This window comes from Roseobacter sp. MED193 (genome assembly GCF_000152965.1).
In the GTDB taxonomy this organism is placed as follows: domain Bacteria; phylum Pseudomonadota; class Alphaproteobacteria; order Rhodobacterales; family Rhodobacteraceae; genus Pseudophaeobacter.
Genome location: NZ_CH902583.1, coordinates 1,807,356 through 1,822,591 on the forward strand (window position 1 = coordinate 1,807,356; position 15,236 = coordinate 1,822,591).

14 protein-coding genes are annotated in these 15,236 nt (G+C 58.2%); 9 read left to right on the forward strand and 5 right to left on the reverse strand.

What is annotated here, in order from left to right:
• Nucleotides 1-140: 140 nt before the first annotated feature.
• The 5 genes from MED193_RS11045 to MED193_RS11065 all read left to right on the forward strand — a co-directional run bounded on the left by MED193_RS11045 (nt 141) and on the right by MED193_RS11065 (nt 5,142).
• Nucleotides 141-1,316 (forward strand): substrate-binding domain-containing protein, encoded by a 1,176-nt coding sequence (locus tag MED193_RS11045; protein WP_009809807.1) that lies wholly within the window; start codon nt 141-143, stop codon nt 1,314-1,316.
• 153 nt (nt 1,317-1,469) lie between these two features.
• On the forward strand, nt 1,470-2,246 hold the full coding sequence (locus tag MED193_RS11050) for an ABC transporter ATP-binding protein (protein WP_009809808.1): 777 nt from the start codon (nt 1,470-1,472) through the stop codon (nt 2,244-2,246).
• Nucleotides 2,239-2,961 (forward strand): ABC transporter ATP-binding protein, encoded by a 723-nt coding sequence (locus tag MED193_RS11055; protein WP_009809809.1) that lies wholly within the window; start codon nt 2,239-2,241, stop codon nt 2,959-2,961. Before MED193_RS11050 ends, MED193_RS11055 begins: the two co-directional genes overlap by 8 nt.
• Nucleotides 2,962-3,043: 82 nt before the next feature.
• Complete coding sequence (locus MED193_RS11060) at nt 3,044-4,075, forward strand: branched-chain amino acid ABC transporter permease (RefSeq protein WP_039966116.1); 1,032 nt, start codon at nt 3,044-3,046, stop codon at nt 4,073-4,075.
• Nucleotides 4,072-5,142, forward strand: a complete 1,071-nt coding sequence (locus MED193_RS11065; protein WP_009809811.1) for a branched-chain amino acid ABC transporter permease — start codon at nt 4,072-4,074, stop codon at nt 5,140-5,142. Before MED193_RS11060 ends, MED193_RS11065 begins: the two co-directional genes overlap by 4 nt.
• 335 nt (nt 5,143-5,477) lie before the next feature.
• On the opposite strand, the gene MED193_RS11070 is transcribed toward MED193_RS11065, so the two are convergent.
• From MED193_RS11070 to MED193_RS11085, 4 genes are all read right to left on the reverse strand, one after another.
• Nucleotides 5,478-7,142 carry a DUF4139 domain-containing protein gene (locus MED193_RS11070; protein WP_009809812.1) on the reverse strand — a complete coding sequence of 555 codons (1,665 nt, stop codon included), beginning with the start codon at nt 7,140-7,142 and terminating at the stop codon, nt 5,478-5,480.
• A gap of 308 nt (nt 7,143-7,450) precedes the next feature.
• Nucleotides 7,451-7,816, reverse strand: a complete 366-nt coding sequence (locus tag MED193_RS11075) for a hypothetical protein (RefSeq protein WP_009809814.1) — start codon at nt 7,814-7,816, stop codon at nt 7,451-7,453.
• Between the two features lie 127 nt (nt 7,817-7,943).
• Nucleotides 7,944-8,966, reverse strand: a complete 1,023-nt coding sequence (locus tag MED193_RS11080) for an aspartate-semialdehyde dehydrogenase (RefSeq protein WP_009809815.1) — start codon at nt 8,964-8,966, stop codon at nt 7,944-7,946.
• A gap of 79 nt (nt 8,967-9,045) precedes the next feature.
• Nucleotides 9,046-10,218 (reverse strand): MFS transporter, encoded by a 1,173-nt coding sequence (locus MED193_RS11085; RefSeq protein WP_039966842.1) that lies wholly within the window; start codon nt 10,216-10,218, stop codon nt 9,046-9,048.
• A gap of 138 nt (nt 10,219-10,356) precedes the next feature.
• Between MED193_RS11085 and MED193_RS11090 the strand changes: the two genes are divergently transcribed.
• Nucleotides 10,357-11,508, forward strand: coding sequence for a DUF3095 domain-containing protein (locus tag MED193_RS11090; RefSeq protein ID WP_009809817.1), 1,152 nt, complete (start codon nt 10,357-10,359; stop codon nt 11,506-11,508).
• A gap of 45 nt (nt 11,509-11,553) precedes the next feature.
• Here MED193_RS11090 and MED193_RS11095 read toward each other — a convergent pair whose 3' ends face one another.
• Nucleotides 11,554-12,204 carry a carbonic anhydrase gene (locus MED193_RS11095; protein ID WP_009809818.1) on the reverse strand — a complete coding sequence of 217 codons (651 nt, stop codon included), beginning with the start codon at nt 12,202-12,204 and terminating at the stop codon, nt 11,554-11,556.
• 177 nt (nt 12,205-12,381) lie between these two features.
• Between MED193_RS11095 and MED193_RS11100 the strand changes: the two genes are divergently transcribed.
• The 3 genes from MED193_RS11100 (at nt 12,382) to MED193_RS11110 (ending at nt 15,216) form a co-directional block, all read left to right on the forward strand.
• Nucleotides 12,382-12,741: a hypothetical protein gene (locus MED193_RS11100; protein WP_009809819.1), complete on the forward strand. Its 360-nt coding sequence runs from the start codon at nt 12,382-12,384 to the stop codon at nt 12,739-12,741.
• 304 nt (nt 12,742-13,045) lie between these two features.
• Entirely contained in the window at nt 13,046-14,446 is a 1,401-nt protein-coding gene (locus MED193_RS11105) for a M17 family metallopeptidase (protein WP_009809820.1), read from the forward strand.
• A gap of 5 nt (nt 14,447-14,451) precedes the next feature.
• Nucleotides 14,452-15,216 (forward strand): NlpC/P60 family protein, encoded by a 765-nt coding sequence (locus tag MED193_RS11110; RefSeq protein ID WP_009809821.1) that lies wholly within the window; start codon nt 14,452-14,454, stop codon nt 15,214-15,216.
• The last annotated feature ends 20 nt before the right edge of the window (nt 15,217-15,236 follow it).

A 15,236-nucleotide genomic window follows, 5' to 3' on the forward strand; every position in this document is an offset into this window, starting at 1 on the left:
AGTAAGCCTGTACTGCGGGAGAGAGGCGACATACGTATTTCCCTGCAATTGACCAAAATGTGAGGCCGCCGTTAGCCTGAAGGCACAGGAGCGAGACTGCGCCAGCCCTATAAACTGGCGTGCCCTCAGGGAGGAACGACATGAAACGCACTTTGCTTGCAGGAATGGTTTCTGCATTGGCACTGGCTTCGGCCGCCGCTGCAGACATCAAAATTGCCCATATCTATGGCAAGACCGGCCCGTTTGAGGCCTATGCCAAACAAAGCCACGACGGTCTGATGCTGGGGCTGGAATATGCCACCGGCGGCACCATGGAGATCAATGGTGAGCCGATCGTGATGATCGAAAAAGACACTCAGCTGAAACCGGAAAACGGCAAGGCACTGCTCGAAGAAGCCTATGGTGACGACGAAGTCGACCTGGCGATTGGTCCGGTCAGCTCAGGCGTGGCCCTGGCGATGCTGCCAGTTGCCGAAGAGTATGAAAAGATCCTGATCGTTGAGCCCGCCGTGGCCGACAGCATCACCGGTGCCAACTGGAACCGCTATATCTTCCGCACCTCGCGCAACTCGTCGCAGGACGCGGTTTCCAGTGCCATTGCGCTGGCTGGTGACAACGTCAAGATCGCCACTCTTGCGCAGGACTATGCCTTTGGTCGCGACGGCATCGCCGCCTTCCGCGAGGCCCTGGCGTCTCAGGGGATCGAGATCGTCCACGAGGAATACGCGCCCACAGATACCACCGACTTCACCGCAGCAGGGGAACGCATTTTTAATGCGATGAAAGATCTGGACGGCACCAAGAAGCTCTTTGTGATTTGGGCCGGCGGTGGCAACCCACTGGGCAAAATCCACGCGATGGATCCGGGCCGCTTTGGCATCGAATTTGCAGGCGTTGGCAATATCCTCGCGGCGCTGAAAGGCTTCAAAGACTATGAAGGCATGGAAGGTGGCACCTATTACTACTACGAACTGCCTGACAATCCGGTGAACGACTGGCTGGTCAAAACCCATTTTGAACGCTTTGACAGCCCACCGGATTTCTTCACTGCAGGTGGCATGGCCGCAGGCATTGCCGCTGTTGAGGCGATCCGCAAGGCAGGCTCCACCGATACCGAAGAGCTGATCACCGCGATGGAAGGCATGGAGTGGGAAACCCCCAAAGGCACCATGAAATTCCGCGCAGAAGACCACCAGGCACTGCAAACCATGTACCACTTCAAGCTAACCGTACAGGATGGCGTTGAATGGGCAGTACCGGAACTGGTGCGCGAGCTGAGCATCGAAGAGATGCCGATCCCGATCCGCAACCAATAAGCCTTAAACACTCCAGTCCCATGGCCCAAGGATCCCCTCTTTGGGCCATGGCCTTCAGCAGAGGGTGCCCGCCCCCTGGTCTGCCCCTTCTCTCAGAAAAGCCACGCAGTCGCCCCAGCGGCTCGGGCCATCAGAGAACACTCCGAGATCAATATGACAGAACCCATTCTGAAGACCCGTGACCTGACCGTCCGATTTGGGGGCCATGTGGCCGTTGATGCCGTCACCTGCGCCTTCAATGCTGGTGAGCTCACCGCAATTGTTGGCCCCAATGGCGCAGGAAAGACCACCTATTTCAACCTGATTTCCGGCCAGATCCCGGCCTCGGAAGGCTCGGTTTCGCTGCGTGGCCACGACATCACGCGCGCCTCAGTCTCTGCCCGCACCAAGGCAGGCATTGGCCGCGCCTTTCAGCTCACCAATCTGTTCCCCGGACTTTCAGTACTGGAAAACCTGCGACTGGTGATCCAGGCCAAACTGGGACGTGGCTTTAACCTCTGGTCCATGGTCGCCCGCCATCAAGATCTGACAGATAAGGCCGAGGAGATCCTTGCCCGGGTGCGACTGCTCGATCAACGAGATCAGGTGGTCTCTGAACTGTCCCACGGCAATCAGCGCAAGCTCGAGGTCGCCCTGCTGATCGCCCAAGATCCGGATGTCTATATGTTTGACGAACCAACCGCGGGCATGAGCGTCGATGAGGCCCCGGTGGTGCTGGATCTGATTGCAGAGCTGAAGGAACAAAAAGACCGCAGTATTCTGCTGGTCGAACACAAGATGGACGTGATCCGCAGCCTCGCCGACCGCATCATCGTCTTGCACAACGGCGCCCTGGCCGCAGATGGTGCCCCGGCCGAAGTCATGGCCTCGGATGTGGTCCAAGAAGCCTATATGGGCCGTGGTCTCGAAGGAATTCTCGCCGATGTCTGATTCCATTCTGACGCTGGAGGGCGTCTATACAAACATAGCCCAGTACCATATTCTGCAGGGCGTTGATCTGGTGGTGCCCCGTGGCGGCGTCACCATGCTGCTGGGGCGCAATGGCGTGGGCAAGACAACCACCTTGCGCACCGTGATTGGCCATTGGCGCGCCCATCAGGGGCGGATCCTGTTTGATGGAGAAGACATCACCAAAATGCCGACGCCTGCCATTGCACGGCTTGGGCTTGGCTTTGTCCCCGAAGACATGGGTATTTTTGCCGACCTGACGGTCGAGGAAAACATGACCCTTGCTGCGGTGTCCGGCCCAATCAACTCCGGTCGATTGGATTGGATCTTTACCGCCTTCCCGCCGCTCAAGACCTTTTGGAAGTCCGACGCCGGCACCCTGTCGGGAGGGCAGAAGCAGATGTTGTCGATTGCCCGCGCTATGGTAGAGGAGCGTAAGCTCTACCTGATTGATGAACCCACCAAGGGCCTTGCCCCTGCGATCATCTCCACCATGGCCAAGGCACTGAAAGACTTAAAAAACCAGGGTTCATCCGTGCTCTTGGTAGAACAGAACTTTGCCGTTGCAAAAGCACTGGGAGACAGTGCCAATGTGATGGATGATGGCCGGATGATCTGGGCCGGAGAAATGGACGAACTGAGCCGGGACGCAGCCCTGCAGGAACGGCTCATGGGCCTCAGCATGGAGACGCACTAATGCTCCTTTCCACTCCGCTGCCTCAAACGACCACTTGGCTGACACCTGGATCCCCCCCCAATAGACCTCAGGAGGCCCAGACATGAGCGCCGCTCCCGAACACGCCCCTACCATGGCCCAGACCACCTTGGCCGAGCGCCTTGGCCCCTATATGCCCGTGCTGCTGGTACCGCTGTTGGCCTTGGCAGGCTTTCTCGCCATCATGAACCCGGCCAGCTGGCTGACGCTCACGGTTTCAGGCCTCGCAATGGGTATGATGATCTTTATCATGGCATCAGGCCTCACCTTGGTCTTTGGGCTGATGGATGTGATCAACTTTGGCCATGGCGCCTTTGTCTCGGTTGGGGCCTTTGTAGGCATCACCGTCTTGATGACCCTCGGCCACATGACCCAAGCACCCTCCCTAATGCTAAATCTCGGAGCTGTCTTGCTGGCTGTCCTTGGAGCCATGTTGGCCACTGGCGCCATGGGCTGGGCCTTTGAAAAAGTCATTGTCGCGCCCGTTTATGGCCATCACCTAAAACAGATCCTCGTCACCATGGGCGGGCTCATCGTGGTGGAACAGCTAATCATCGTGCTCTGGGGCCCCGAAGAGATCTATTTCAACCGCCCCGAGGCCCTGAAAGGCGCCATCACCTTTGCTGGGGCCGCGATCGAGAAATACCGGCTGGTCGCTGTCGCCGTGGGCCTGGCAGTCTTTGCCGCTATGCGCTGGGTGCTGCGCCGGACCAAGATCGGCTTGATCGTGCGCGCCGGTGTAGAAAACGGCGAGATGGTGCAGGCCCTTGGCTATCGGCTAAAACTGGTCTTTGTCGGAGTCTTTATTGCCGGCTCTGCCCTCGCAGGTCTTGGTGGCGTCATGTGGGCGCTCTACCAAGAGGTGATCACCGCCCATATGGGAAATCATGCGATGATCCTGATCTTTATTGTGGTGATCATCGGCGGGCTTGGCTCAGTTGAAGGCTGCTTTATTGGCGCTCTCCTGGTGGGGCTGATGCAGAACTACATCGCCTTTATCGAACCCAAGGCAGCCCTCATTTCCAATATTGCCCTGATGGTCACCATTCTGATGTGGCGCCCTATGGGCATGATTCCGGTGGTAAAAGCAAAATGATCCGCTCTCTTCTCTCTGGCGATATGCCGCGTTCCCTGCCACTGGCGCTGATCCTCGGCGGCATTCTGATCTGTCTGGCACTGGCACCATTTTTGTTTCCCGGCGTGCGCACTGTTGATACCGCTGCCCGGATCTGCATCTTTATCGTGCTGGTGGCCAGCTATGATCTGCTCTTGGGTTACGGCGGTATCGTCAGTTTTGCCCATACCATGTTCTTTGGCATCGGCGCCTATGGCGTTGCCCTGACCTCGGTCCATATGGGGCGCGGCTTTGATGCCATCGCCATCGGCGCCCTGGCTGGCGCTGGCCTGGCGGCGGCTCTGGCCTTGCTGATCGGGCTGTTTTCACTGCGGGTACGGGCCATCTTCTTTGCCATGATCACCCTCGCCGTGGCCTCCGCTGTGGCGGTGCTGGTCAGCCAGCTCTCTGGCCTCACCGGGGGCGAAGATGGCCTCACCTTCAAAACCCCACGCCAGCTGGGCCCCGCCTTCAAATTTGGCAAAGAGATGTTTGACGGCAGCCTCTTTGGGGTCAAACTCAACGGCAAACTCTTGGCCTATTACTTCGTGTTCATTGGAGCGACCCTGCTGTTTCTGGCGCTGCTACGGGTGGTGAACTCTCCCTTTGGCCGGGTGTTGCAGGCGATCCGAGAAAATGACTTTCGCGCTGAATCCATTGGTTACCGGGTGGTCTACTACCGTGTCGCCGCCACCTGCCTCTCAGCGGCAATTGCGGCACTGGCGGGCTCTCTTTATGCGGTCTGGCTACGCTATGTAGGCCCCGACACCGTGCTGTCGATGGAACTGATGATTGATATCCTGCTCATGGTGGTCATTGGCGGCATGGGCACGCTCTATGGCGCGATGATCGGCGCCACCCTGTTTGTGCTGGCACAGAACTACCTGCAAAACCTGATGGGCGCCGCCTCTCATCTGGTAGAGGGACTACCGCTGCTGCCCGAACTGCTCAGCGCCGACCGTTGGCTGCTCTGGCTGGGCGTGCTGTTTATCCTCAGCGTTTACTTCTTCCCAACGGGTGTTGTGGGTCGATTGCGCGAAAACCGCTAGCCCGGCCTTTGCTTTTTGCGAGGCCAGCTGCGAGATGCCACCAGCGGGTCGCTTCCGTTCGCGGGTCAAGGGCCGCTGTAAGCGGCCGCGCGCCAGCGCGGTTCACCCTTGACGCGCAGCTCTTTTGCAAACTTAAAGCAGGCACCTCAGGGCAGACCTGCCCCTGAGGGCCGTCTCAGCCAGATTGTCTTTCTTTTGCACGCGCCAACTGTGCCTGCTTGCGGAACCAGCACCGCGACAGCGGTGCTGGGCCCAACGGGAATGGATGGATCTTTGATCCACCCCCGTTCCGGGCGGGAGCCCCCCTTTTGTTAAGAGCAGGCTTGCTCCGCGCCTTAGCGCAGCAGCTTGCCCTCGGGCCAACTCAAGGTGGTCTCCAGCCGGATCAGCTTGTCCTCTCCCGGAGCCAGATCGAACTCCCAGGCCAGGATACCGCGCTGCTTATCGACATTCTCCTCGCTGACGCTTGGCTGGGCACTCCAGGTAATCTCCAGATCTTCCTGCTCGCTATAGGGCACGCGATCCAGCAGGCGCAGCGGCCAGGTCTCGCCCGTCAGGTTCGCCACAGAGATCTCCACGACCTCTTCCTGCTGATTGCTACGCGAAATCACCCCACGCTCACCTTCGCTTTTCTGCAAGACATCCCGTGTCAAGCGCAGGCCGTGAAGAGCACCAAAGCCCAGTTCAGCTTCTTGACCAACCGCCAGTCTTTCGAACTTCGAAAAGGTCACCAACTTGCCATCCACAAACATCGGCACCCGATGGCTTTCCAGCAGGTCACCGTCAAAATCATTGGTAAACTTCGCCACCCTATAGGCGGTTTCATCCCGCATCGGCACCGCAACTGCCAGCAGCTCGGCCTCTGTGGTCAGACTGTCCATCTCAAGCTTCAGAATATCCGGACCTGAGGCAATGGAGACAGGATGGGAAAATTGATAGGTGGCCCCGGGACCGCTGGTATCCGCCCCCCAGTGCACGCCGCCAGCGGCCTCTTCCATGATGATGGGTTCGACAATTGGCTCCGCCAGAAGTCCAACTTGGGATTCATCATATGTTGCAAATTCCTGGCTGCGCATTTTGGGTTCCGGGCGCGGATCCTGCAGCCACCGTTGCTGGGCGTTGATGTGGGAAGGTGTCCCGCGCTCCCCCGGTACCAGGGTCGATATCGTCAGATCGATACCTGACCAGTTCTCGCCAGTTTCTTGCCAGAGGTTGAACCCACGCTTCAGTTCGAGCTCGGGGGTCTCACCCGTGTTCAAATGCCACTCATAACTTGGCTGCGAGGACGCGTACCCACTGGTGAAATAGTTCAGCTCCAGCTTGCCGGGCCCTGCTTGGGTCACATCCACCTCAATCACCAGGTAGTACCGGTTGGCATCCTCAACCGCGATGGCTGCCAGGGCCCGTTCAGCATCTTTCAGCTCCTCTGCAAGATCCTCCAGCTGATCCTCGATGGCGCGGGCGCGAATCTGCGCCTCCAACGCCTGCTTGCCTGCGGCACCGGCCTCCGTTGCGATCATCCGGGTGATATCGCGCAGGGCCTCCGCGCCTGCCTCTGCCAGACCCTCATTGCTGCCCAGCTGCTGCAAAAACCCAATCGCCGTCTGGGCCGCCGCCGCTTCGCTCTCGGCCCGGCTTGCCTCATCGCGAACCGCCTGAATACGGGTCTCAACCTCTTTGATCACCGCCTCAGCCGCCAGAACCTCTGGGTCGTCAGCGCGCCGGGGCGGCACGCCATCCTCACGGAACAACACCGCAGTCTGTCGCGCCCCGGTCAGATCCATTTGCAGCGTTTCCAGATCCGCCGAATAGGGAATATTGCTCAGGATCAGACGATGCTGGCCGATTGGCAGATCAAACTCTGCATGGCGGGTGATCGCAGCAACCATTGGGTAGACCGTAACCTCGGTCACCCTGCTGTTGACCGTAATGTCATCGGCCCAGGCGAGGCTGGCAACCGAACTCGCCAGTAGCGACAGCAAGAAAAGGGAAAAACGCATGAATATCTCACAATCAGGTTTGGAGCGCAGGCCCTGTTCGCCCGCCCCGGACCGGGGCAGCAGCCGACCTGCCTAATTGCCCTGATAGTAGAGTCTCCCAACGCAGATGAAAGCAACAGTTGCTCGCGCACCGCGATCTGGCACAAATTTGCCAAAGCTCTGCCAGCCAGATGCAGAAAACAAAAACGGCGCCATTCTGGCACCGTTTTGATCCGCAGGGGCCGCCGCCATCATAGGGCGCTGCCGCTGGCAATGTTGTGATCTGCGCAGGGGCTTCCAGCCGGGCAGAACCTCGGGCGAGGCTCAGATCAGTGCTGCACCCCACCCAGCTGGCGCCCGGGCTTGCGCACGGGCAGCACCCGCTTGAAACGCTCCTCCAAATCCTTGGAAGGGAACCCCAGGAAAGCGCAGTTACAGATTTGCACATGGCTGGCTGAGTCATAGATGTGCATATGGCCTTTGCTGCGCTTCATGTAGAAACCAGCAACCTTTAAGCCGCTGCGCAGCTCCGACCAGGTCTTGGCCTTTTGAAACTGCGGTGTCAGCAAAATACGCAGCTGGATCGCCATTTCAGTATCCATACGGTCCTGATCGCTGGCGCTGGACCAGGCGGTCTGCTGCAGGGATGCGTCCCCGGTTGTCACTGTTTCGCGTTCAAAGTCTTTCGAGTACATGGCTCACGTCCCCTTTTGATATCCAACCCTTAGGATATTGGGTTTTATGGCCAGATTTGGGCAGTCCTGCAAAAGAATAAGGGCCGCCTCTTGCGAAGCGGCCCCCTAACCTAAAGTGTAAAAACCTTTAGCCTTTTTTGAGCACTTCACGGCCCAGAAGTTCAGCGATTTGTACCGCATTCAGGGCTGCACCCTTGCGCAGGTTGTCGCTTACACACCAGAGGTTCAAACCGTTGTCGATGGTGGAGTCCTGACGTATACGGCTGATAAACGTGGCAAAATCACCAACGCACTCGACCGGGGTCACATAGCCACCGTTTTCGCGTTTATCGATCACCATAACGCCGGGGGCCTCGCGCAGGATGTCGCGGGCCTCGTCCTCATCAAGGAAGTCTTCTGTTTCAATATTGATCGATTCAGAGTGCCCGACAAAGACAGGGACCCGCACACAGGTGGCTGTCACCTTGATCGAGGTGTCGATGATTTTCTTGGTTTCCGCGACCATTTTCCACTCTTCCTTGGTGGAACCATCGTCCAGGAAGACGTCAATGTGCGGAATCACATTGAAAGCAATCTGCTTGGGGTAGACCTTTGGCGGCACCTCTTTGGTGGGGTTATAGATGGCTTTGGTCTGTTCCCACAGCTCATCGATTGCCTCTTTGCCCGACCCGGACACCGATTGATAGGTCGAGACCACGACGCGTTTGATCTTGGCACGGTCATGCAAAGGCTTCAGCGCCACAACCATCTGCGCGGTCGAGCAGTTGGGGTTGGCGATGATGTTTTTCTTGGCATAGCCATGCACGGCCTCGGGATTCACCTCGGGCACGATCAGCGGCACATCGGGGTCGTAGCGGTACAGCGACGAGTTATCGATGACCACGCAGCCAGCCTTGGCAGCCTTGGGGGCGTAGACTTTGGTGGCTTCGGAGCCGACAGCAAAAAGCGCCATATCCCAGCCGGTAAAATCAAAGGTGTCGAGATCCTGGGTCTTCAACGTCTTCTCGCCGAACGTCACCTCGGTTCCCAGCGATTTACGGCTGGCCAGAACGGCAACCTCATCCGCAGGAAACTGGCGCTCAGCCAGGATGTTCAACATTTCGTGGCCCACATTGCCTGTGGCGCCAACGACGACGACGCGATAACCCATATCGTTTCTCCAGTATCACCCGGCCTTATGGCCGGCTGGGGTCTCTTATAGGCAAATGCCCTGCAAATAAAGGGCCTGGTCAGTCCAGCCGGTCGCGGCTGAACAGATAAATCACACATCCTGCTGTCAGAGACAGGGCAAAGAAGCCAAAAATCACCAGATAGGGCGCTGATGGGTCCGTTCCGGCCGTGTTCGAATGTAATCTGCCGGACGCAAACTGCATGATTCCCACGCCGCCAATGCCAAAAAAGTTGAGCAGTGTCACGCCGCGTCCGACTAGCTGCGGCGGCACAAAGGCCCGGCCATGGGCAATGATCACCGGGAAGGAGCCCCCCACAAAGCCAACAAAAGCCATCACCGCGATAGGCATCCAAATCGGTGCGCCTGTAACAAAGATCAGCGCGACCATTCCCAGAACGCCCAGCGCGTTGCCGCCAAAGATCACCCATTTGCGGCTGCCAAGGATCCGGTCCAGCGGCCCATAGGCAAAAGTCCCTGCAACCATGGCCACGCCCATCACAAAAGCCGCCAATCCGATCTCACCGGTGTCTAATCCGTAAACATCATTCAAATAGGGACCAATCCACAGCCCCCGCAGCGCACCAGAAGGCGCATAGCAGACAAACATCAGGGGAAAGATCATCCAGAGCGCGGGCATTTTCAGCAGTTCCATGACCGATCCTTTCTGGCCGCCCTCAGGTTTGGCCGGATCTTGAACGGTTAGAAAGATGCCCGAAGCCACCAGCCATGACGCCAGTGCTAATGCCCAAAGCGTTGCACGCCAGCCCAGGTGTTCCACCGCAAAAGCTGTCGGGTAAGAGGCCACCAGATTGCCCACCGACCCTATGCCCAACATCAGCGCCGCCAGGGTGGCAAAGCGGGCCGCCGGGTATTGACGGGCAAAGATATAGTAAGAAGCCATCAAAACTGGCGAGCAGCCAATACCGATAAAGAACATCGCCATGCTGACATGAAAGGGCGATGTCGCCAGCGCAAAGACCGCAGCGCCGCCAGAGCCGCCGAGAAACAGCAACCAAGCCGAGGTCCGGCGCGGCCCAAGGTGATCCAGCGCCCAGCCCACTGGCAACTGCATCGCAGCAAAAGACAAAAACCACATGCCAGATGCATCAGCAAGATCACTGGGCGTCGCGCCAATATCCTGCGCCAGTACTGTGGTCAGCACCCCAAGGAAAGCGCGGAAAAACTGGCTCAGCACATAGGCTAGGCACAACATGATCAATCCAGCCTGCATCTTGAACGCTCCCTTTGGGTAGATCTCTTGCTTTTGCGCGCCCATTGAACATTTGTTGTCACATGTGCGCGACGCGAGCTTGCATGTTTGCAGTCTGGGTACAATTGTTTTGACACCGGACTGCCGAGATTGGGACAAATGACGCAAATCCCCAAATTTTACGAATCCCTGCCCCGGCAGGTTCATTTTGCTAGTCTGACTGACCCTTCGGCCTATAGCCCGCTTCCTGATGACTGGGTGATCTGCTGCAGCGATATCGTCGATTCCACCGGGCTGATAGCCGCCGGCAAATACAAGACTGTGAATATGGTCGGCGCCTCGGTGATTGCCGCCATGCAGAACGCGCTCGGCGGCGCCCCCTTTCCATTCATTTTTGGCGGCGACGGAGCCTCCTTTGCGGTCTCCGCAGAGCAAGCCGCCTCTGCCCGCCTCACCCTGGCCCGCCTGCGCCGCTGGGTGAAGCAGGAGTTTGACATTACCCTGCGGGTTGCGATGATCGCGCTAAGCGACGTGCGGGCAAAGGGGCTGGACGTCGCCGTGGCCCGCCACGCGGTTTCTGCCAATGCGGACTACGCCATGTTTTCAGGCGGCGGCCTCGCATGGGCTGAAGATCAGATGAAACAGGGTCAATCAGAAATTCCTGCAGACACCAGCGATACGCCACCAGATCTGACCGGCTTGTCCTGCCGCTGGAACACAATCCCGGCCCGTAATGGGTTGATCTTGTCGCTGGTCATGGTGCCAGGATCAACCGCGACCGCGGCGCAGTTCTCTCAGGTCGCGGCAGCAATTCTGGCGCGCACAGCTGGCCTTGCACGGGGCGGCCACCCGGTCCCGGCAGAAGGACCTAACATCGCCCTGCTGCCACAAGGTCTCGATGTCGAGGCACGACTGACACATGCAACAGGGCCATTGCTGTGGAAGCGGGTTCGCCTGTTGGTCTCGGCGGTGTTCGCGGGCTGGCTCTTTCGCCGCAAAAAGCCCCTGGGCCAGTTCGACCCAACCCGCTATCTTGCAGTGATGAGCGCAAACGCCGACTATCGAAAGTTCGAAGACGGGCTAAAAATGACCATCGATTGTACGGCAGATCTCCACGATGAGATCCAAGGGATACTTCAACAGGCCCAAACAGCCGGGCATGTCCGATTTGGCCTGCATGCGCAGAACGAGGCAAGACTCACCTGCATCGTTCCCTCCGCCAGCCGCGATGATCACATTCATTTTGTTGATGGCGCCGCCGGTGGGTACACCCGCGCCGCCATCAATATGGGTAAAATTGAAAAGGAATGAACCAGAGTATCAGCGCATGGCACACTTCCTGAAACAGGCTGCCAATCAGACCTTCTGGAACAGATCCGCCTTGGGATCATAGCACTCCAACCCGCCCTCACCGATGTCGGTCCACAACCCATGCAGGCTGAGGCTGTCGCTTTTCACGGCTTCCTCGATAAAGGGAAAGGTCATCAGGTTTTCCAACGAAGCGACCACTGCCTGGCGTTCAAACTGCCGTGCCTGGCGTTCGTTGTCTTCGATTTCAGCCACCAGATCGAACTTCGGCTTGAGGATATCCATCCAGCGCCCAACAAAGCTTTCCTTGGCCTCCAGTATCGGCGCGTGGCCTTTGCACATATCAATACAGCCCTGCACGCCGCCACACTGTGAATGCCCCAGAACGATAAGATGCGAGACTTTCAGCACGGTTACAGCATATTCTATCGTGGCACTGGTTCCGTGGTGATCGCCATCGGGGGCATAGGGCGGCACCAGATTGGCGATATTGCGGTGGATAAAGAACTCACCCTGATCCGCACCAAAGATCGAGGTCACATGAACCCGGCTGTCACAGCAGGAAATCACCATCGCACGCGGCCGCTGCCCCTCAGTCGCGAGACGGCGATACCATCCTTGATTTTCCGCGTAGGACGTGGCCTTCCAGCCGTGATAGCGGGTGACCAGATAGCTGGGCAGAGGTCTAGCAAATTCCATTTTAAAGCATCCCCTTTGTGAGTGTTAGCGGTGCTGATAGCCTGAATTGTTAGCAAATTCGAGAGATTTGAACAGTCCGACGGAAACCTTTTGACAACCACTGACAGGCAAATTGGTCTCGTGCCGTGGGGGTACATTAAATTTAGGGTGAATGTGGTGGCTAATATACTCACTGTCATGCAAGCAGAAAACGTGCGACTCGACCCAGACAAACTGGGCGAGCTCTACTCACAATTGGGCGAAGCCGGAGCCGAAGATGTCGTTTGTCGCGCCATCGAGGAACTGGCCGTGCGTCTGACGCATTGCGAAAGACTTTGGCGACAGGACAACATGGTTGACCTGCGCAAAAATGCGCGATCCTTGATCGCAATCGCAGAACAAATCGGGATGAGCGCCATGGCGTCGATTGCCCGCGATGTAACCATTTCGATTGATAATGAGGATGCACCGGCTGTGGCCGCGATCCTGTTCCGCCTGCTTCGGGTCGGAGAGCGTTCCCTGACCGCCGTCTGGGATCAGCAAGACATTACTGTTTGAACACATAGATCAAACGGAAAAGACCAAGACACGACCAAACGCACTTTCTGAACGGCCAGACCGAACGGGAAGACTGAAAAACACAGATTTGTAGTGTAAAATGCCTACATGCTAGGCCGCCTTGAGACCCAAATGGTCTCCGGCGGCCTTGGCCTGTTTCTAGCGCCTCTTTCTGGCGCCTACTTGCAAATAGGCCTACCATGTTAGTTTTGAGCGAATCTCTAGGCGCGGACCACAAGCGGGGCTTGCAGGCAGCTGAAGGGTGGATAGTCTACGGGCAGCCGCGCCCAAATGGAGTATTCTCATGGCCCCTCGCTTTGCCCCTGCCACTGCAACGGCAACCTCTCTCTATCTGATTGAGCAGGATCAGCTACAAAGCTGGCTCAGTGATCAGTCCGCACCCCTGCAGGACTGGGTTGCCACCAATGGCTTTACCGGAGGCGCAGGTCAGGCTCTTTTGGTTCCGGCAAGCGACGGCGAGACACCTATTGCTCTGGCGGGCTACGGCACAGTTGCTCAGCGGAGGCGCAAACGCTTTACCCTTGCAGGCGCGGCGGAGAAACTGCCCAAAGGCTGTTACCAACTGCAAACCGGGACCCCAAATGTTGCCCAGCTCGACGCTGAGACCCTGTCGACCGAATGCCTCGGTTGGCTGCTGAGCCAATACCGTTTCACCCGCTACAAAAGCGCCACACCAATGGCCGCAAGCCTAATTGCTCCAGCTGGCCTCAATGCCCCGGCGGTTGAGGCGCTGGCCGCTGCTGAGTATCTCACGCGGGACTTGATCAATACGCCTGCGGCAGACATGGGACCCGCCCAGCTCGAAGAGGCGGTTCAGGCCCTTGCGGCGGAGTTTGAGGCCTCTGTCGGCGTAATCGGCGGCGCGGACCTGCTGGAGGCCAATCTGCCGCTGATCCATTCAGTCGGCCGCGCGTCCGACCGAGCTCCCCGCCTTATTGATATGCACTGGGGCAGCGCCGGGCCAAAGCTAACCTTGGTGGGCAAAGGTGTTTGCTTTGATACCGGCGGGCTGAACCTAAAACCCGGTGCCAGCATGGGCTTGATGAAAAAGGACATGGGCGGGGCCGCAAATGTTCTAGGACTGGCGCGAATGATTATGGCAGCAGGTTTGCCAATTCAGTTGCGGGTATTGATCCCAGCGGTGGAAAATTCTGTTTCCGGCAATGCATTCCGCCCCGGTGACGTGCTGAGTTCCCGCAAGGGACTCACGGTTGAGATCAACAATACCGACGCAGAGGGCCGCCTGGTGCTGGCCGATGCCTTGACCCTGGCGGATGAAGGCGAGCCTGATCTGGTGATCTCGATGGCGACCCTGACAGGAGCCGCACGGGTGGCCGTTGGCCCGGATTTGGCCCCGTTTTACACCGACTATGACGCAGATGCCGCCGCACTCACCGCCAGTGCGGATCCGCAGGCCGACCCTGTCTGGCGGATGCCCTTTCATGCACCCTATGAAGGCATGATCGAACCCGGCATTGCCGATCTGGACAATGCCCCTTCTGGTGGTTTTGCCGGATCAATCACTGCGGCGCTGTTCCTACGCCGTTTTGTAGGCGAGAGCCGCTATATGCATTTTGACATCTATGGCTGGACGCCCAGCGCTGCGCCTGCCCGCCCCAAGGGCGGTACTGGACAGGGATGCCGGGCACTTTTTTCCGCCCTTCCCGTACTGCTCGGGCTTTGAAGTCCATGTCAGAGACAAAACCGGTCTTGGCCCGCATCACCCCACCTGTTGTTGATCTGTTGCGCAGACCCGACGGACCGCGAGACCGACAGGTTTTATGCGGCGAGACAGTAGAGGTACAGGAGGAAAGCCAGGGCTGGAGCCATATCCGTGCGACCAAAGATGATTACACAGGCTATGTGCCCCAGAAGGTGCTGGCCCCTGCCCAAGCCAATAGCCATTGGGTCAGTGCCCCCGCCAGCCATGCCTATTCCGCCGCTGATTTCAAATCTGCTGAACTTGCCGCTCTTAGCTTTGGCAGCCAGGTTCTTGTCTCTGGTTTTGAGGGGCGCTTTGCCGTTTGCGATCAGGGCTACGTGCCCAAGGTGCACCTGAAGGCCATGGGTCAAAAGCTGAACGATCCGGTCTCTGTGGCCATGGGATTTCTGGGCACGCCCTACCTGTGGGGCGGCAACAGCCGTTTTGGCATTGATTGTTCAGGTCTGGTACAGGCCGCCTGTCTTGCCTGTGGCATTGCCTGCCCCGGCGACAGCGGCCCGCAGGAGCGTGAGCTCGGGGAGCTGTTGCCCAAGGGCAGCGCCTATCTGCGCAATGATCTGTTGTTCTGGAAAGGCCATGTGGCACTAGTGCAGGACCCTGAAACCCTGCTGCATGCCAATGTCCATGCCATGGCGGTAGCGCTGGAACCGCTGGAAGCAGCCATTGCCCGCATTGCAGATCAGGGAGATGGGCCAGTCACAGCGCACCGGCGCCTGCCCCAAAGCGGCTAGGCCTGCGCAGCAGATCCAAC